Source organism: Phaeobacter sp. 11ANDIMAR09 (assembly GCF_001294455.1).
In the GTDB taxonomy this organism is placed as follows: Bacteria; Pseudomonadota; Alphaproteobacteria; order Rhodobacterales; family Rhodobacteraceae; genus Pseudophaeobacter.
On record NZ_LIKT01000006.1, the window covers coordinates 25,928 to 44,797 of the forward strand.

The 18,870-nt window shown below is 62.9% G+C and carries 8 protein-coding genes; 1 reads left to right on the top strand and 7 read right to left on the bottom strand.

Annotated features, from left to right (window positions below; all coding sequences use genetic code 11):
• The first annotated feature begins 176 nt into the window (after positions 1 to 176).
• Positions 177 to 1,391, top strand: coding sequence for a glycosyltransferase family 4 protein (locus AN476_RS06745; RefSeq protein WP_054460230.1), 1,215 nt, complete (start codon positions 177 to 179; stop codon positions 1,389 to 1,391).
• Positions 1,392 to 1,469: 78 nt separating this feature from the next.
• Here AN476_RS06745 and AN476_RS06750 read toward each other — a convergent pair whose 3' ends face one another.
• From AN476_RS06750 to AN476_RS06780, 7 genes are read right to left on the bottom strand one after another with little or no spacing between them, the layout of a single operon-like run.
• Positions 1,470 to 2,339 (bottom strand): glycosyltransferase family 2 protein, encoded by an 870-nt coding sequence (locus AN476_RS06750; RefSeq protein ID WP_054460231.1) that lies wholly within the window; start codon positions 2,337 to 2,339, stop codon positions 1,470 to 1,472.
• A complete protein-coding gene (locus AN476_RS06755) occupies positions 2,336 to 4,864 on the bottom strand; it encodes a hypothetical protein (RefSeq protein ID WP_054460232.1) in 2,529 nt (842 codons plus the stop codon). Before AN476_RS06755 ends, AN476_RS06750 begins: the two co-directional genes overlap by 4 nt.
• The gene (locus tag AN476_RS06760; protein WP_054460233.1) at positions 4,861 to 5,826 is read right to left on the bottom strand and encodes a hypothetical protein; all 966 of its coding nucleotides are present in this window, start codon (positions 5,824 to 5,826) and stop codon (positions 4,861 to 4,863) included. The genes AN476_RS06755 and AN476_RS06760 overlap by 4 nt, the downstream gene beginning before the upstream one ends.
• 3 nt (positions 5,827 to 5,829) lie before the next feature.
• Positions 5,830 to 6,516, bottom strand: coding sequence for a 4'-phosphopantetheinyl transferase (locus tag AN476_RS06765; protein WP_054460234.1), 687 nt, complete (start codon positions 6,514 to 6,516; stop codon positions 5,830 to 5,832).
• On the bottom strand, positions 6,513 to 11,147 hold the full coding sequence (locus tag AN476_RS06770; RefSeq protein WP_054460235.1) for a MupA/Atu3671 family FMN-dependent luciferase-like monooxygenase: 4,635 nt from the start codon (positions 11,145 to 11,147) through the stop codon (positions 6,513 to 6,515). The genes AN476_RS06765 and AN476_RS06770 overlap by 4 nt, the downstream gene beginning before the upstream one ends.
• The gene (locus tag AN476_RS06775) at positions 11,144 to 12,157 is read right to left on the bottom strand and encodes a glycosyltransferase family 2 protein (protein WP_054460236.1); all 1,014 of its coding nucleotides are present in this window, start codon (positions 12,155 to 12,157) and stop codon (positions 11,144 to 11,146) included. The genes AN476_RS06770 and AN476_RS06775 overlap by 4 nt, the downstream gene beginning before the upstream one ends.
• A gap of 5 nt (positions 12,158 to 12,162) precedes the next feature.
• Complete coding sequence (locus AN476_RS06780; RefSeq protein WP_054460237.1) at positions 12,163 to 18,678, bottom strand: type I polyketide synthase; 6,516 nt, start codon at positions 18,676 to 18,678, stop codon at positions 12,163 to 12,165.
• Positions 18,679 to 18,870: the final 192 nt, after the last annotated feature.

Genomic DNA, 18,870 nt, shown 5'->3' on the forward strand with positions numbered 1-18,870 from the left:
TTGTCGGCGCGCCGGGCACTGCACAGAGGTGAAAATACGGTTTGATCTGGCAGACAATCGCGACTGAAATTCGACATTGAACAGGTTTTGGCGACAGGTGTCCGCCCCCCCTAGGCAAGCCCGAACAGAGGGGCTACCCTAGCCAAAACCCAGCGGGCTGTCAGGAGTATGGGCCATTGAAAATTGCTTATGTTCTGAACAGTTATCCGCAGCCTTCCCATAGTTTTATCCGTCGCGAAATTCAGGCGCTGGAGCGTCAGGGGCTCGCGGTGTTGCGGTTGGCGATGCGCCCCGGTTCAGCCCCTTTGGTGGATCCGGGCGATCAGGCTGAGGCCAGCAAAACTCAGTATATCCTGCAAGCCGGAGCGCTGTCTTTGGGGGGGGGGCTGCTGCGTCAGGCTCTGGGCGCGCCCTCTCGGTTTTGGCGCGCATTGAAACTGGCGCTGCAGCTGGGGCGGGTGTCGCAGGCCGGAGTGCTCCGGCATCTGATCTACCTGGCCGAGGCCTGCGCTGTGAAGATGCGCTGTCAGGCGGAAGGGGTTGACCATATACACGCGCATTTTGGCACCAATGCCACTGCGGTTGCTTTCTTGGCCCAGGCGCTTGGCGGGCCAGGCTATAGTTTCACCACCCATGGTCCCGAGGAATTTGACGCGCCCATCGCCCTGTCTTTGGGAGAAAAGATTGCCCAGGCACGCTTTGCCGTGGCGATCAGCAGCTTTGGCAAAAGCCAGCTGAGCCGCTGGGCTGATTTTGGCGCTTGGGAGCGTTTGCAGGTGGTGCATTGCGGCATTGAACCGGCCAAGTTCGCCGCGCCGGCGCCGCTGCCAGCGGGGCCGTTGCGGCTCGCCGCCATAGGGCGCTTTGTTGAACAGAAAGGCCAGATGGTGCTGGTGCGCGCCATGGCGGAAGTGGTGCAGACCCATCCGCAGGTGCATCTGGCGCTGATCGGCGATGGCGAGATGCGGATTGATCTGGAGGCGGCCATTGCCGCGGCTGGGTTACAAAAGAACATCACTCTGACGGGCTGGCTGTCAGAGGAGGGCGTGCGGGATGAGCTCGCGGCCTCCCATGCTCTGGTGATGCCCTCCTTTGCCGAGGGTCTGCCCATGGTGGTGATGGAGGCCATGGCTGCGGCGCGCCCGGTTTTGGCAACCTATATTGCCGGTACCCCGGAGCTAGTCCTGCAAGGCGAGACCGGCTGGATGGTGCCTGCGGGGGACGCCGGGGTCCTGGCCGCGGCGATTGGTGAGCTGACGCAGGTCCCGCCCGCGCGCCTGGCTGCGATGGGGGCTGCCGCCCGCAAGCGGGTCATGCAGCGTCATGACAGCGATGTCGAAGCCAGAAAGCTGGCGGGTCATTTCCGGGCAGCTTGCCACCGCAAAGACTAGCAATGTTCAGGACACAGGGGTAAATCCCCCTGGCTCAAAAGACATTCAGACAGAATGTGCGCACAGGCCGAACGGGGGTCAGCGCCCGCGTGTCCAGCGCTGCTCACTGGCAAAGAGCGGTGATTTCACCGCCAGCGACACCAGCGCATAGGTGGCAAAGCCAAGTGGGTCTTGCAGCAGTAGCCCCAAGAGCTGCGACAGCGGCAACGCCGGCTTATCATCGTTTTCCAGCAACTGCGGGTATTTCTTTGCCAGCTCGGCCACGCCTGCATTCTGCCGCCGCCGCACCCGGGTGAGATTGCGAAACCCTTCAACCATGGGCCAGGTGTAGCAGGCGGGCAGCTTGACGCGCTCAGCCGGAGCAAAGGAGAGACGGGCAAAGGTGTCATCGGCAATGATATCGGGCCAGGTCTGCCAGCGATCGCGCCCGGCGCGGTTCATTGCAAAGAGGCCAAAGCCGGGAGTGCCGTTCCGGACAAAGGGCAAGCGCATCCAAAACCCGCCATAGGCGCGGGTCACGGCGCTGCGGGCAGGGGCGAGCTGCGGTGTGCCGCTGGCGTAGCGTGGTTGTGGGAGGTCAAGTGCCTTGGTGATCTGCCCGATCAGGGAAGGGTCAACAGTGACATCTGCGTCCAGATAGATCAGCACCGCAGCGCGGGCCTCGGCGTCACCCGCATTCAGCGCCTTGAGCTTATTGCCCTCAGCCAGGTCCAGAATCCTGAGCTGCCAATGGAGCGGCGGGATCTGGGCAGCGGCGACCCTGGCAGTGGCATCGCTACAGCCATTTGCCAGGACCAGTATTTCGCCCTTCATCTCCGGTGGCAGCTCGGATGCAAATAGCGCAGCAAGGCAGTCCGCGATGTAATCGGCCTCGTTATGGGCGGGGATCAGAACGCTCACCTCTGGGCGAGGCGCCGCTGTGGCGGAGGCGGCGGTGGTAGGGCTCATTTTACCTCCTCCAGCGCGGACCAGCGCGGGTTGTCATCGCTGAGGCTGCGCAGCGCACCCCAGCTGCCCCATTTGCCGGGCACCGCCACATCGGCATAGGCGCCAAACAGGCTGCCGCCCAGCTCCTGCCAGCCGCGCAGTAAATTCGCATAGAGCGCGCCCATTTCCGGGGTGTAGTTGAAATGGGTAAAGAAGCCGGTGAGCGTTGCATCCTCGACCATGGGACCAATGCCAACCACATGGCTGCCGCCCTCATACATGATCAGATCCAGCCCATGTTGGTCAGCGATGGCGCGATGGTAGGGCAAGACCCGGCCCAGCAGATCACTCAGCGTATCGGTGCTGTCGCCCGTCACCAGCCCATCGGTGAGCTCGGCCGCGGCCTGGACGCTGGCCACGTCATATTGATGCTTGGCAATAAAGGCCTCGGCCTCGGCGCCCTGCAGCCCCTGTGCTGCGGCGATGTCACGGGCGTGTTGCTGGCTATCGGCGATCCAGGCCCGCAGAATTGGTGCGCGATCTTGCAACCCCAGAATGCCGCCAAAGTATCCGGTTACCGCATAGGCGTCGAAATAGCTGGCCGGTGCTTGACGGTCAGCCGCTTCTGCCACCCAGAGCGGCGCGGACAGGCTGTGTTCTTCCAGCCCCAGCCAGCCGGTCTGGGTGGATAGGACCCGCACCATGCGGTCGGGCGCGGGCGCGCCAAAGACCTCACTCCAGATCTGCGCCACCTCTGCGGCGCGGCCACCGTAAAACTGCATCCACAGGTCCTGGCCCCCCCAACGTGCCTGGGCCTGGGCATCGGCCCAGGCGGCCTGTTCAAACTGCCAGTTCCAGACCTCGTTGGAATATTCCACATAGGCTTTTAGATCAAAATCCAGGCCGGCATCCACGGCGCGAGCAAAATTGCGCAGGTAGCTGTCATCGGCGCGATGGGGCATGTTGAACCAAGGGTGGGCGCCCAGCTCATTGGCCAGCGCCAGCATTACCTGCAGCGGCACGCCTCTGCGGGCCCAGCTGTAGTCACGCAGCTGTGGGCGTTCCTCCCAGCCGGTGATGGCGGAGTCATTGGTGGCCATCCAATCCATAAAGCGCAGCACGTCAAAACCGTCTAGTATGTCCAGCCAGTCCGGGTTGAACAGCTCACCGGCGGCATGGCGTTGCAGGTGCTCTTCTTTCACCACGGTGATATTACGCGGGTAGTCACCGTCCTTGCTGATGCGCTGCAGCCTGATTTCAACGGGACCGGGGCCGGGGGTGAAGTCAAAGGAGACTTCGCCCTTGCCATAGCGCTGGTTGCGCGCCCGACCGGACACTTCAACAATGCCCTCACCCTCATAGCGCAGCACATAGCGCCCTTTGAGCGAGCGGGCGCTTTCGGGCAAGTCGGTCAGGATCACCGTTCCGATCGAGCCGAGCTCGGGTGGAAGCGCTGTCGGCCAGCCCTGCGGATCCAGATAGCCGGCTACCGCCAGATCCTGTTCCGTGGCTCCGCCCCATTGACCGGGCAGATGCCCGACCCAGGGGCGCGCGGTCTTGAAGTGATCCAAAAACGGTGCCTGGGGGCTCCAGTCGGCAATTGGCATCAGGTTCATTGCAATGGGTTGCCGACTGGGGGGCGGCTGCGTCAGATCCTGAGGCGCCAGTGCTTCGGCAACGGGGCCGTTGAGCCGGGGCATTGCAGGGTCGCTTGGCAGATCGGCCAAATCGGGTGGCAGGGCGGGGGAGGCAAGGTCGGTGCCCCCCGCAGCTGCCCAGGCAAGGCGTTGTAGCTGGCGGGCCAGGGGCTTGGATGGGGCCGGGTAGTCCTGCCCCCAGCGGTCCTGCAACACCCCGGACAACCCCTGGGGATCTTGCCCGGTGAGGACTGCATATTGCACCAGGCTGAGATAATAAAACCCAATGTGATTGGGGTGAATGTCATCGGAAAATACCGCTGAAATATCCGCCAGCTCCGGGACTGTGCCAGCCTGGATGGCGTCATCAAGTCGGGCCAGTGCCTGCCCCGTGGGCAGCAGCTCTATATTGCCGCCGGTTGCGTGGTTGACTTCGTCCACCAGGGCTTGCCAGCGGGGCAGGTCCTGTTCCAACCGATCGCGCCAGGCTATCGCACCTCCCGCGTCAAAGGGCACCTCGGTACCGGTGCCACTGTTCAGGCTGTGCCAGGTTTCCTGCAGATAGAACTTCACCTCCGGGTTGGCGGCACGGGCCAGCTCATAGAATTGGGTGATAGCCGCTTCGGAATTGCTCCACTTCAGATGATTGGCCAGCGGGATTGCTTCGGTGACGATCACCGCATCCACAGGAGAGGCCAGCCGGGTGCGCGCATTGATGCCTTCGGCGCTGTCAGCATGTTGCCAATTGTAGCTCAGTGGCGCGCCATTGATGATCTGCGCCTCAACCCTTGCTGGCACCTTGGCACCGGGCTGTGACCTCAGCAGCTGTTGCAACATCTGCGGATTGTCCTGGCCAAAAAGCGAATGCCCGACCATCACCACCGAGGTGATCAATGTCTCCAGGTTCATCTGTTGCCCGCCTTTGCTGCGCCCGCGTCCGCCGACTGTGCGGCGGCGGCAAGACCGCTGCGCGGCTGCGCCAGAACAACCTCCCAAACGATGCTTTGCACCTTGGCAGCGGCCTGATCGGTCAGAGGCTGCGCAGCACTACCATCCGCGCGGTTCAGCCGATGAGGCAGGCCCAGGGGGGGGCGCTGATACAGCACCGCAAAATGGGTGAGCGCCACAACATAGGCTCCCAGATCATTGATATGGATGGTGTCCAGGTCTCCCTGGGGGCTGCGGGCAAAGAGGTCCTGGCGCGATGTCAGCCCGTCGATGTCGCCAGCCTCTATCGCGCGGACAACGGCGGCCATGACCTGCCCTGCGGGGATCAGATAGGCGGGGCGATCCGGTGCAGCACGGCTGTCTTCTCCGGTCAGTTTTTCCAGCCAGAGGCTGTCCAGGTCTTGGTGAATGCGGTTGTTCCAGCCATCGGGATCATCCAAATGATGCCAGGTTTCATAAAGATAGATCCGGGTATCGGCGCTGCTTGACCGGGCCAGATTGGCCCAGCGTTGGAAATAGTCGGCGCCATCAAAGTAGCGAATGGCATCGCGCAGCTCGACCATTTCGGTCAGAACCACCGCATCGTAGTCCCCCGAGCCGATGGCTTCCCGGGCGTCCCGGTAGACCGGAGGGCGGTTGGTTGTTTCAAAGTCGAGGATCGCGAGATCCGGCTCCCAATGCTGTTTCAGATTGGTGCCCGACCCCAGCTGGCTGTTCCAGCCATGGCCCTGAGGCGCGAGCTGCGCCAGCATATGGGGCATGTCTGCGCCCACCAACGAATGGCCGAGGTGAAACACCCGCAGCGCGCCTTCGGGGGGCGATAGCACGGGGACAGCTGGCAGCGGATCAGGTCGCAGCCAGCGGCTTAGCGGCCAGAGAGCGAAGAGGGCGGGCACCGCCAGAAGAGCGCGACGTGACATCATGGATCAGCCCCGCAGCTCGGCGATGGTGGCAATCACCCCGGTCCCAATGGCAAAGTGCCCACAGATCTGGTCGCCACAGTTGAAGGGGGGCTGGTCGGCACAAAACCGGGCGGCGAACCGACGGTTTTCCAGGTCGATTGTCAGCTCCATTCCGTCAAACCCATAGTATCTTTCGCTGAGGGTAAACTGGCATTTATAGGCGGCCTCCTTGGCGGAAAACATCAGCTTTGCCAGTTGCCCGGGGTTGTCCTGTTGGCGCAGCCAGTCCTGTTCCTGCGCCGAACAGATCGCAGGCCAAAGATCATCGGCCAGTGGTTTGTCTTCTTCCACATCGATGCCCAGGCCCAGAACCTCCCGCTTAGGGGCGACCACGGCCATGGCGCAACTGCGGGTATGGGTGATCGATCCGACCAGATGGTCGGGCCAGACGGGCGCGCGATTTTCTGCCACCACGATGGCGCGGGGCTGCTGCCCCAGCATCTGCATGGCCTGATGCGCGGCGGCGCGCCCGGCGGCAAACTCGCGCTGGCGCTTTTCCACCGCATTGGGTGACAGACAGGCGAGCTCCTCGGCAAAGGGCTGAGGGAGCTGCCCCAGAGGGTTTTCCACCGCCAGGGCAATATCGTCAGCCAGCAGCGGGCGCACCAGCGCCAGCCGCTCAAGATTCAAAGGTGCAATTTCAGCCGTCATCCTGCCCGTGCTTTGCGGTTTGCCCGCATTGCCCGCCGTTTCGACATGGTGTCGGACTTGGCGGCCTGTGCGGCGTCATCTTCCGCCGGATCATCGGGTTTTGTGCCGCCGCCTGCAAGGGTCTCAATATGCAGGGCGAGCCCGGCCAGCGTCGGGAAACGGAAGATATCGGTGATCGACAGTTTGCTCACCTCCAGGGCGGCGCGGATGTCGCGATGCGACTGCACCGCCAGCAAGGAGTGCCCGCCAAGGGCAAAGAAATTGTCCTGGGCGCCAATACCTTCGACGCCGAGTATGCGCGACCATATCTTGGCGATTTCGGCCTGCACTCCAGCGCTAAGCGGCACCACGGCGGCCTCGTCTGCTGGTTTGACCGTCGCGTTCAGGTCCGGCGCAGGCAGCGCCTTGCGGTCGATTTTCTTGTTTGGTGTCAGCGGGAAACTCTCGAGCGCGACAAGATGCGCAGGCACCATTACAGCGGCAAGACGACGGGAGAGCTCCTCTCGGATGGCCGCCAGATCCGCCGGTTTGGCGCTGTCCTGCGTGACATAGCCGACCAGCTGAGCATCCGCGCCGATGTGGCGTTCCACAACCACAGCACCGGTGACGTTGGGCTGGTTGGCCAGGGCTGCTTCGATCTCACCCAGTTCAATGCGCTGGCCGCGGATCTTGACCTGATGGTCGGTCCGTCCGAGGAAGGCCAGCTGCCCCTGCGCGGTCCAACGCACCAGATCACCGGTGCGATACATGGGGGCGCCTGACAGCGGATCGGCAACAAAACGCTCCTGTGTCAGCTCCGGGCGCTGCCAGTAGCCCGCCGTGACACCTGTGCCGCCGATATACAGCTCACCAGCGGCCCCCATGGGCACCGGGCGCTGGGCCGTGTCCAGCACATAGACCTGTGTATTGGCCAGCGGCGTGCCGATATTGGCCACGCCCGCAGGCTGCTCCGTCAATGTGGTCGAGGTTGACCAGATGGTGGTCTCCGTGGGCCCATACATATTGTGGATCTGGGCCGGGGTGGCCTCGCGCAGGGTGCCGACCAGATCGCCGGGCAGGGCTTCGCCGCCAACCAGCAGATGTTTGAGCCGCCCCATAACCATGCGGGCCTCGTCATCCTGCACCAGCATCCGCGCCATTGAAGGCGTGCATTGCATATGGCTGACACCGTGGCGCATCATCTGCGCCGACAGGGAGAAGTCATCCTCGGCCAGCTCTTGCGGGGTATTGGCACGTTTCAACACCTCGGCCAGGGGTTTCAACCCTTCCAGCGCCACATCGGGCGCGATGCCATAGTCGATCAGGCAGGCGATTTCGTCCACACCAATGCGTTTGAGCTGCTCGGTACGCGCCAGCGCATCCTCCACGGTGCCAAACAACCCAGAGTCCTCAAAGTAGCGCTCAAAGGCAAACTCGAGGATCGCCTCCAGCTCTTCGGTGCTGAGCGCGTCCAGCTGCATGTCAAAGGCATTGTTGACCCCCTTGGGCCGTTTGAAAGCGGGAAAGGCCCAGGCATATTGCTTGATTAGCCCGGCGGCTGAACGCAGATAGTCCTTCATCGGTTCGCGGGCGATACGGCGGGATTCCTCGCGGGTTTCGGCCAGATAGCTGTGCAGCATCAGCGTCACCTTGAAATCCGCCGGATCATGACCGGCTGCGCGCAGGGCATCGTGATAGATGCGGATCTTGCCGCCCACTTCTTCGATGCTTTGCCCCAACAGATGGGTCAGCACATTGGCGCCGATCTCGCCTGCTTCGCGCCAGGTCTCGGGGTTACCTGCGGTGGTGACCCAGACCGGTAGTTCCTGTGACACCGGGCGCGGCTGGGTGACAACCGCATGTGTTGATCCATCCTTGCGGGGAAATTCCACTTCCTCGCCGCGCCAGAGCCTGCGCAGGGTCTCGATGCACTCATACATGGCCGGTTTATTGGCGGGGGGCGTGTTTTCCGGGCGCAGCACAAAATCATCCGGTTGCCAGCCCGCTGCGATCCCCAGACCAGCGCGGCCATTGGTGAGGTTGTCGATCACCGACCATTCCTCGGCCACACGGGCGGGATGGTGCAGCGGCGCAACGCAGGACCCTGCCCGAACGCTCAGATTATGGGTGACGGCAGCAACGGCTGCCCCAGTCACTGAGGGGTTGGGGTAGGGACCGCCAAAGGCGTGGAAGTGGCGCTCGGGGGTCCAGACCGCGTTAAAGCCATTGGCATCGGCGAATTTGGCGCCTTCCAGCAGCAGGTGATATTTACGGGGGCCAGGGCCATCGTCATTGCCCCAGTAAAACAGATTGAAATCCATCCGCCTGTCGGAAATCCCAATGGGACCATTGGACAGCTCAAGCCGGCTTTCATCGCTGGAGAGTACCAGTTTGAAGCCCCGCGACAGGGTCCAGAACAGCTCGAGCACCGAGATATCAAAGGAGAGCGAAGTTACCGCCAGCCAGGCATCGCCCGCCTTATGTGGGATGCGCGCATCCATGGCGGCAAAGAAATTGGCCACATTGTCCTGACGCACCATGACGCCCTTGGGTGTGCCGGTAGAGCCCGAAGTATAGATCAGATAGGCCAGATCGGCGCCACTGGCCGCACTGGTGACATTCTCGGCCAGGGCCTCGGTCACCGGCAGGGTCTCCAGTGTGAGGATCTCCGCCTGGGTGGCGGGCAGATCGGCGCGCAGAGCCTCCTGGGTGAGGACGACGCTGGCCTGGCTGTCTGACAGGTAATGGGCAATGCGATCCTGTGGGTAGGCAGGGTCCAGCGGGACATAGGCCCCCCCGGCTTTGAGCACCGCTAGGGCACCAACCAACAGATCCGCCGAGCGTTTGATATAGACGCCCACATGGGTGCCGGGCTTGACGCCTAAACCTTGCAAGCGGGCGGCCAGCGCATTGGCACGGGCGTTCAACCCCTCGTAGCTGTAGCTTTCGCCTTCAAACACCAGCGCTGTGGCTTTGGGGGTGCGGGCCACCTGGGCTTCAAAGGCCGCCTGAATGGTTGTTTCAATAGGCAGGTCAGTCGCAGTCTGATTCCAGTCCTGCAACAGGATCCTGCGCTCTGCCTCTGGCAGGATGCACAGATCCGACAGGGCGCAATCCGTGCCCGCTGCAAGATGAGATGCGGTGACACCCAGCGTGGTTTCGAGCCGCGCGGCGAGCAGCTCCGCGGCCCGAGTATCCAGCCGGGTGTCATCCACATGTAGCGCCAAGGCGCCCTCTACCAGCGAAACGGTCATGATGCAGCCTGGCAGGGCCGCATCCCGATGCGCTGTAAACCCAATCCCCGGCATGGTCTGCGCTGTAAGTTCCGGGGCACGGGCCACCAAATCCAGAGCGAAACCGCCGAATCTGCGGGCCTTTTCTATATCCCTATCTACCTCAGCCACCAAAAGGTTAACAGACGAATCCCGCTTTGCCTGCAGCGGGACCCAGGGGGAGACGAGCTGCCTGGCCGACTCTGGGGTGCTCTGCGCGGTGGCACAGGCGATATCGGCCTGATCTGCCCCGGTGCTCAGCAGCGCCCAGGCGAGAACGGCGCTGATGATCTGCGGTTCGCTTAGCTTTGGAGCTGCCCCCTCGGGTAGGGACAGCGCATGGCGGGAGGTCTTGGCAGGCTTGCCCGTCGCACTGGCCAGGGGCACCGTGACCGGCTGCATCGCTGCCAAAGCGCGCCGCCAATGAGCCTCGCCCGCCTGCGATTGTGTCAGGGTAGCGCTGATCTTTTGCGCGGTCTCGGGGCTCAGCGCCGGGAGCTGAGCGCCTGTCTCAAACAGGGTCGGCAGGTCCAGCTTTGTGCCCGCCAGCGTGGTGATGTCCTGCAGGGCGACAGCGCCTTCGCCACAGGCAACAGTGACAACCGCGCCGGTCACCGAGAGCAGGGTTCCAGGCGCGGCATTCGCGGCATCCGATACCTGCACTGGCTTGGCATGACCCACCCGCAGCACTTGATCACTGAGCAGCAGCTTGGCAGAGCCAAGCGGGTTCCAATAGGTGCCATAGTCCAACCCGCGCACCAGCCGACTCAGCTCTTGGGCCGTGCGCGAAAAATCGAGAATGGCGCCGGCCGCGGGTCGATGGTCTTTGGCAAAGTAGCTGCGCTGCGACAGGTCCTGCGGCTGGCGCTGCAGGTTATCTGTGCTCAGCTGGTCCAGGACTTCGCCAAAACTGTCCATGGCGGCGGCATAGCATTTGGAGTTGAGACTAAAGGCCGTCTCATCCTCGGCAATGTCGATGAGGCGCTGGGCGAGGATATCGCCCTCATCAATGCCGCCCTCCATCACATGCCAGGTAATGCCATGTTGAGCTTCCCCGGCCATCAATGCCCAGTTGGGCGTGTTCAGCCCCGCATAGCGCGGCAGCGGGCCGTCATGAAAGTTGACCGCGCCCTTGCGGGCCAGGGCCAGAACGGGATCGGGGATCACCCGCAGGTTGGCAATGGACAATAGCCAGTCAAAGCCTTCGGTGATCTCGGCGGGGGCGTTCAAGAGGCGCAGTTCCTTGCCCTTGGCCCAGGCGCAAATGTCCCTGTCGGTGGAGACCACCGCAGCGATCTGATGGCCCTGGGCCAGGACCGCTTCGGCGCAGCCGATCAACAGAGATTCATTGCCGATGACAACACAGGAAAATTGGTTCATTTGAGATCCTCCGAAACCGGGGCGTGAAGGCGCGTTTCACGAGAGAAAGAGGGGGCGCGGGGCGCGGGGCGCAGCGCATGGGCGATCAAATCGCGCAGAAAATGATCCGGGTCCGCCTGCGGTTTGCGCTGCACCAGGCGGCGCAGCCCATAAAGGGCAGAACCGGCAATGCGGGCCAGGGTGGCCAAAGCGGCATAGAGACGCCCGTGAGATTTGGTGAAGTAATGGCTGCGTGAGCGGAACCAATAGGCTGGCGTGCGGTGCCAGTCTTTCATTCCGGTTGAGGCAGAGCCGAGATGTTCGATCCTGCTGTCCGGCACATAGTGGGTCCGCCAGCCCGCGCGGGCGGCGCGACGGCACAGGTCGGTTTCCTCGAAATACAAAAAGAAGGTCTCGTCAAAGCCGCCGGTCTCTTCGATGACGGGTTGGCGGATCATCAGGCTGGCCCCGGCGGTCCAATCCACCTGGGTCTGGGCCTGCGGCATCTCCATCGCCACCACCCAAGGGGCCAGCAACCGGGTAAAGACACCGGTGCGCGCGGCCATCTCAAACTCGCCCGCAATGGAGGGAAAGCGAAAGGCGGTGCGATGGGGGCTGCCATCGGTGCCATGCACATAGGATCCGGCCAGCCCGGCACCGGGATGATCGGCCAGGAAATCGCGCAGAGTGGCGATGGTCTGCCCCTGCACAAAGGCATCAGAGTTCAACAGGTAATAGTAGTCCGGGGCCGAGCCATCCGACAGGCCGGCAGCAAAGCCGATGTTCATGCCGGCGCCAAAGCCGCCATTGACCAGGGATTGATGCAAGCGGATCTTTTTGCTGTTCTGCCAGCCGCGCTGGGCCGCACCAGCTTGCAGGGCCTCCCAGGATCCATCGCCCGAGCCATTGTCGATCACCAGAACTTCACCGGGGAGATCCTCCATCTCGGCCAGCGCGGCCTCGGCCGCCCTGAGGGTCATCTCAGGGGTGCGGTAGTTCAGGATGATGGTGAGAATGCTGCCTGTGCTCATGACTGTCACTCCGCCGCTCGGGCATAGGAAGGCTGCTGCGCGTCCTGCTGAGGCGCGGGCTGCGGGGCAGTCGGGGTCGGCGCAACCGCCAGTCGAGGCTTCAGCGCCGCCGCCAGAGTGCTGACATTGGGCACCAGAACCATGCTGTCATGATCGCCGGGTACTTCGATCACCTCCAGCCCCGGCGCCCAGCCTGTCCAGTCGTTATCGGCAAAGACATATTCGCGTTCCGAGCTCACCCAATTGCTGCCAGAGACCTGCCAGTGACGATCCAGCGGTGGGCGCATCAGCGTCAGCGGGCCATTCCAGGGCTGCAACGCGTAGCTCTCGACGGCTTGGCGGAAGGCCAGTTCGATTTTGCGGTTGTTAAAGGCGGGGGCCTGGCCAGTCTCGGCAGGGAGCTGGCGGCGTTTGGTGACCTCCCAGAGGATGCGGTTCTTTGCCCATTCCAACAGATAGCCGGGCCCCTTGCGGCGCAGCTCCTGTACTTTGATCAGCGCCTTGTCGATCGGCTTGAGGGCCGGGCGCACCGGCAATGGGGTGTCGAGCAGAACCAGCGCGGCAGTCTCTTGACCTGTGGCCTGCAATTGCTGCGCCATCTCATATGCAGTGATGCCGCCGCCTGAAAAGCCCCCCAGCAGATAGGGGCCCTGGGGTTGGATCTGTCGAATTTCCGCCAGGTAGTCCTGGGCTGCCTGGGCGATACTGATATGGGGTTCGTCATCGCCGATCAGACCTCGGGCCTGAAGTCCGTAGACGGGCCGCTCGCCGCCCAATTCCAGTGCCAGATGACGCAGGTTCAAGACATTGCCAAACATGCCTGCCACCACAAAGAACGGGGCGGCCTCCGTATTGGCGCCGGGGTGCAGCAGGACCAGATGGGTATGGGCGGCCGGGGTCTCCGGGTCGGGTTGGGCGGTGGTGGGACTGTCGCCGCCATCGCTGACCCCACGCTGGATCAGCAGCTGGGCCAGGTCGGCAACACTGGGCGCCTCGAACAGGGTCGCCAACGGCAGGTCCTGGCCGTAGAGCCGTTTGATCTGAGCGAACAGACGCACGGCGATCAGCGAATGGCCGCCAAGATCAAAGAAACTATCGGCTACGCCAACCTGTGAAACCCCAAGCAGGCTTTGGAACAGTTCGGCCAGCCGTTCCTCTACCGGGTTGGAGGGCGCCAGGTAATCCGTGTCCAGCTGTGGTCTTTCAAACCCCTGGCTTTCCGCGCTTGTGGATTGGGCGGTTGCCTGTGCTGCCTGCTCAATCAACGCGGGCAAATCCAGTGAAGAGACCACAACCTGTGCCCGGCCGGTGGCCATGGCGCGGGTCAGGGCCACTGGGCCTTCCTCGGCGCGGATCCCATTGGAGAGGTTCAGTTGTAGACGGCGCTCTTCCTCGGACAGCGGTTGTTGCGGGGCGCTGGCGGCCAGGCCCAGAGCCTCGGCACTGTGATCCGCGCTGGTCTGGTCGGGCAGCGCGTCAAAGCCACCGGCAAGCCGGGTCATCTGGAAACCTGAGATTTCAACCAGCACCCGACCTGTGGCGTCGGTGAGGGTGACATCAAAACTGGCGCTGTCAGCGGTGGCACCGGGGCAGAGCCGCATATGGCTGTGGATCTCAGCCGTCAAAGGCGCCAGCACAAGGATGCTGTGATAGCCCAGTGGCACCCAGAGGTCAGAGCCATCATAGCCCGGCGCCAGGGAGATGGCCCAGCCGGTTGCCAGATCCATCAGGCCGGGGTGCAGCAGGCAGCCATCGGTTTGGGCGGCCTGAGGCAGAGCCAGATGGGCCAGCCCTTCATCCGTGCCGAGTGCGGTCTGCCGTAGCACCTGCCAACGCGGGCCAAAATTCAGATGCGCCTCTTGTGGGGAGTGCAGCGGTGCCGTGGCCGAGCTGATTTCCACCTGCGGGCAGCGGGCCTGAATCGCGGCCAGATCCAGCGCGGGGGGGCGGTTTGCCTCGGGCAGCAGGATGATATCTGCCTCGGCATTTTGTGCGTAGCCTCCCGCAGGCAGGGCGCCATGTGCGGTAAAGCCATAGCCCTGGTCCTTTGCCTGCAGGCGCAGAACCACCTCACGCGGGGTGCTCTGCGCGACCACCAGCGGGCGCAGGAAATAGAGATCCTTGATTTCAAACGGCGCGCCGAGATCCAGCGCGCAGAGCGCCTCATTGATCCATTCGATATGGCCCGTGCCGGGCACCAGCGCGGTGCCGGATTTGGTGCGATGTTCATTCAGCAGCCAGGACTGATCTGCCTGCAGCGTGGTGGCAAAGATCGGATTGCCAAACGTGTCAAAACCGGTCTCTTGCAACAGCGGTTGCGCACAGCCTGTGCGTTTGCTGGGCGCAGCACCGCCCTGGCGCAGGGCCATGGCTTCGGCGGCCATGCCGGTATCGGCCCAGACGCCCCAGTCAACCGCGACGACATGGGTTTGATTGCCCTGGCGATGGGCCGCATAGGCGTTCAGATACTCATTGGCGGCGATATAGTCGATCTGCCCCGCAGGCCGTGTCACTGTCGAGGAAGAAGAAAACAGCACCATCAGATCCAGGCTGCCATCCGGGAAAAGATCATGCAGAACTCTGAGGCCCGTCACCTTGGGGGCAAGAACCCGGGCGATCTCGGCTTCAGTTTTGGCAAGGATTGCGCCGTCATCAATGATGCCGGCACCGTGGATCACCCCGTTGATAGAGCCAAATTCGGCCTCTGCATGATCCAGGGCCGCGCGCATCTCGGCGCTGTTGCAGATATCGGCGGCCAGCGGCAGCACCGCGCCTGTGCCGATCTTTTCCATCTCCTGCACCGCGCGGATGCGCTGGGCGGTTTGATTGGCGGGGCTATGCGTGGCAAGATAGCGGGTCCAGTCGGCGCGCGCAGGTAGGCCAGAGCGCGACAGCAATGTGACCCGGGCTTCAAAATGGCGCATCAGATGCGCCGCCGTCGCCAGGCCAATGCCGCCATAGCCTCCGGTGATCAGATAGTGGCCGCCGCGTTTGATTTCGGGCAAATCTGTGCCGGAACCCTCTGCCAGCTCTGGCAGAGAAAGACTGCGCCAGCTTTTTTCAAACCGCTTGTCACCACGCCAGGCGACAGTTGTATTGCCGGGCTCGGCCAGCAGCTCTTCCAGAATGCGCCAGGTCAGATCAGAGGGTTCCGCGCCGCGCAGGGTTGCGAGGAAACCCGGGGCCTTGGGCAACTCAACATCAATTGTGCTGCAGCTGATTTGCGGAAACTCGCGCGGGATCACCCCGGCGGGGCCAATGATCATTGCCTTTTCCGGATAGGGCAGGGGTTCTGAGCTGAGCTGCGCCGCACCAGTGGTAAAGACGCTCAGGTGGATGGGATGTTCCAGCTCCAAACCGCCCAGTTCCTGGGCCAGAGCGGTGAGGGAGGCAAAGCCCATCTCGATATTGCGATCAAAGAAGGAAGAGCCGGGGCGGAACTGTTCCTGGGCACCGGTCACCAGCCAGAAATGTGCAATGCGGCTGGGCAGGGCACCCGACTCGGCCAGATCGGCCAGCAGGGCCCCATAGCCAAAGCGGCCCTGCTCGGGGGGCAGGATGTAATTGCCTTCGCCAAGGTCCGCATAGGTGTCGCCAGGGCGCACCACGGCAACACCGTGTCCTGCCGCGCGCAGACGTTGAGCTGTGGCATCGGCCAGGCCGCAGTCATCGGCAAAAAGCAGCCAGCTTTCCGGGCTTTCCTTGAGCTCGGTGTCAAGATCCAGCGGACATTCGGCCAGACGCGGAATCCAGGCCGGGCGGTAGCCCCAGTCGCTGATCGCGTCATGGCGCCGGGGCAGCGCCGCGTCTTCTTGCAGCTGTGGCGTGCCCGGCGCGATGAAATAGCGGCTTCTTTGGAACTGGTAGCCGGGCAGCGGCAGGCGATGGCGCTTGGCCTCGCCCCAGATCTGATCCCAATCGGCCTCGACCCCACAGGCCCAGAGCCGTCCGATGACGCCAAAGAAATAGGCGTCATCCATCATGTCCTGATCCGGGTGGCGCAGCGAGCTGAGCACCTGGCCGGGCTGAACTGAAGGGCACATCTGTGCCAGCGCAGAGAGCGCTTTGCCGGGGCCGACCTCGAGGAAGACACGACCGGGCGTTGCCGCCAGGGTCTCGATGCAATCGGCAAACATCACCGTATTGCGCAGCTGGCCGACCCAGTAGTCAGGGCTGGTGGCCTCTTGGTCTGTCAGGGGGTGGCCGGAGCGGTTGGAAATAACCGGTATCTGCGGCGCAGCAAGCGTCAGCCCGGCGAGGAAGGCGCGATACTCCGCCAGAATGCCATCCAGCATGCGCGAATGAGCGGCGATGTCGATCTGGATGCGCTGATGGTCAATGTCCCGGGTCCCGAGATCGTGGGAGAGCTGGTCCAGCGCGGCCTGAGGACCAGAGACGGCGGTCAGGCTGGGGCCATTGACGCTGGCAATGTCCAGATCATCCCCGATCAGCGCCTCGACCTCTGCTAGGGGCAGGGCAATGGACAACATGCCGCCCGCTGGCACCGTGTCAAACAGACGCCCCCGCAGCAGCACCAGATCAATGCAATCCTCAAAGCTCAGCACCCCTGCCAGACAGGCGGCAGTGTTTTCCCCCATGGAATGTCCCACCAGCGCTGCCGGGCGAATGCCCCAGCTGATCCAGAGCTGTGCCAGCGCATATTCCACCATCATGATCAGCGGCAATTGCACCGAGGGCTGTTGCAGCTTGGCATTGGCTGCGGCCTCTGCGCCCTCTTCCGGCAGCCAGAGCGCGCGTAGGTCATAGTCAATCTGCGGCTGCAAATGGTCCAGCCCGCGGTCCATCCAATCGGCAAAGACTGGCTCGGTCTCGTATAGATCCCGCGCCATGCCCGCATATTGCGCGCCACCACCGGGAAAGGAAAAAACCACCTCGGGATCGGCGCCCAGATGATCATGGGTAAAGACCTGACGCAGATCAGCGGCGCGCAACAGTTCTGCGGCCTCAGTCGCGGTTTCGGCCACAAGGCAACGGCGCTTGGCAAAGCCGCGGCGACCCTGTTTTAGGGTATAGGCCACATCGGCCAGATCCACTTCGGGGTTGGCCTCGAGATAGCTGGCGAGCGCGGTGCTATTGGCCTCGAGCGCGGCTTTTGACTGGCCGGAAATGCACAGCACATGAAAGGGGAAATCGCTTTCCTCAGAGGCGACACGCGCGGGGGCCTCCTCCAGAATGGCATGGGCATTGGTGCCACCCACCCCCAGCGCGTTGATCCCGGCGCGGCGGGGCCCTTGATGGGAGGCCCAGGGGGTGAGCTGGCTATTCACCTTGAAGGGTGAGCTGTCAAAATCAATCGCCGGATTGGGCGCCTCATAGCTTAGCGAGGGCGGGATTTCGCGATGTTTCAGCCCCAGCGAGGTCTTGACCAGCCCGGCAATGCCCGCAGCGGTGTCCAGATGGCCGATATTGGTTTTCACCGAGCCGATGCGGCAATAGCCGGTCTCCTCGGTGCTGTCGCGGTAAGCTTCGGTCAGGGCTGAGACCTCGATCGGGTCGCCCAGATAGGTGCCGGTGCCATGGCATTCCACATAGTCGATGGTCTCAGCCGAGACATCGGCCTCTTCCAGGGCCTGCCGGATGGCGGTGGCCTGACCGCCGACCGAGGGCGCCAGATAGCCGGCCTTGTCGGCGCCATCATTGTTGATGGCAGAGCCTTTGATCACGGCCCAGATATGATCGCCATCTGCCTGAGCATCCTCGAGCCGCCGCAGGGCCACTGCGCCCGCACCCGAACCAAAGACGGTGCCCTGGGCGCGGTGGTCAAAGGCGTGGCAATGGCCATCGGGGCTGAGGATCTCGTTCTCTTTATAGAGATAACCGCGCCCCTGCGGCATATCGATGGTGACCCCCCCGGCCAGAGCCATGCCACATTCGCCTGCGCGCAGGGCCTTGCAGGCGTAGTGCACCGCCACCAGCGAGGTTGAGCAGGCGGTTTGGATATTGACCGACGGGCCTTTGAGATCAAAGACATGGCTGACGCGGGTGGTGAGGAAGTCCTTGTCGTTACCAGTGTGGCGCAGCAGGAACATGCCGACCTCATCCACCAGACCAGGGTTCGAGCAGATATTGAAATAGAAATAGCTGCCCATGCCGCAGCCGGCATAGACCCCGATGGGATCTTTCATGCTCTCAGGCGGATGGGCGGCATTTTCCATCGCGCCCCAGGCCACTTCCAGAAACTTGCGGTGTTGTGGGTCGAGGATGGCGGCCTCTTTGGGGCTGAAACCAAAGAATTCGGCGTCAAAATCGGCAAAGCCGTCGAGCAGGGCGGCATGGGGCACATAGTTGGGATCAGCCAGGGTGGCAGCAGAAACGCCGGCCTCGAGCAGGGCCTCGCGCTCGAGCGGCACGATGGATTCAATGCCCGCACGCAGGTTGTTCCAATAGGTTTCGACCCCTTCGGCACCGGGCACATTGACCGACATGCCAACAATGGCGATATCCCCAGAGTACTGGGGAGAGACGGACCGCTGATCTGCTGTCTTTGCCACGAAAAACACCGACCTTTACTCTCGGCAAACCTAAGATGCCTCCCCTGCCGGACTGCTCCACTATGCCGAAAAGCGGAGCCCGGTGCCCCAGGAGAGGCGATTGTCTATTGGGTGGTCAGGGGCGTAATCTCTGGCGGATCTGCTGGCCGTTGCCAGTTGTTCTGCCGGGCGGTTACGAATCCTTCTTACCCAAGGCGAAAA